Origin of the sequence: Liquorilactobacillus sicerae, from assembly GCF_029916425.1 — a bacterium.
GTDB lineage: Bacteria > Bacillota > Bacilli > Lactobacillales > Lactobacillaceae > Liquorilactobacillus > Liquorilactobacillus sicerae.
In genome coordinates, this window is record NZ_JAHAVQ010000123.1 from 1 (window position 1) to 569 (window position 569).

Below are 569 nucleotides of genomic sequence, written 5' to 3' on the forward strand. Positions count from 1 at the left end.
TTGGTCAGAAAGTCAAGAAAGGTCAAACAAAAAAATAGATTTTCGACAATATTTTTCGTCAATTTTCCAGGAGCTATTTATCCTTTTTCTTTTGAATTAAAAATATCAAGATGACTACAATTATGCAGCTGATAAAATCCAGAATAAAAATATGTCGGCTGCCATTGTAATTACTTTGTTGACCATTTGTACTGATACCGTTCGCCAAAAGTGCTGAAGCGACCGATGTTCCCAACGACCCTGCATATTGTTGGAGAGTATTGAAGACTGCATTTCCATCGGAAATTAATTTTAATGGCAGTTTTTGCAGGGCATAAGTGAGCGAATTGTTAAAGACGAAACTAAAACCGATCATATAAACAACATATAGAATTGCGATTAAAACAATTGATAAATATTTTTGAAAAATTATAAAAGAGAACGTGGCGGATATAAGAAAAAAAGCACCAATTACGAGTGGGGTTTTCACATTGAAATTATCGAGCATGCGGCCGGTTAAAGGTTGCAGGATCGCGGAAATCAAACTTCCAGAAAGTAGCATTAATCCTGATATCATTACACCCTTTTTA

1 protein-coding gene is annotated in these 569 nt (G+C 34.6%); it reads right to left on the minus strand.

What is annotated here, in order from left to right; translation table 11 throughout:
- Window positions 1-73: 73 nt before the first annotated feature.
- On the minus strand, window positions 74-569 hold a 496-nt coding region (locus tag KH893_RS11580), incomplete at its 5' end, for an MFS transporter (protein ID WP_281166252.1).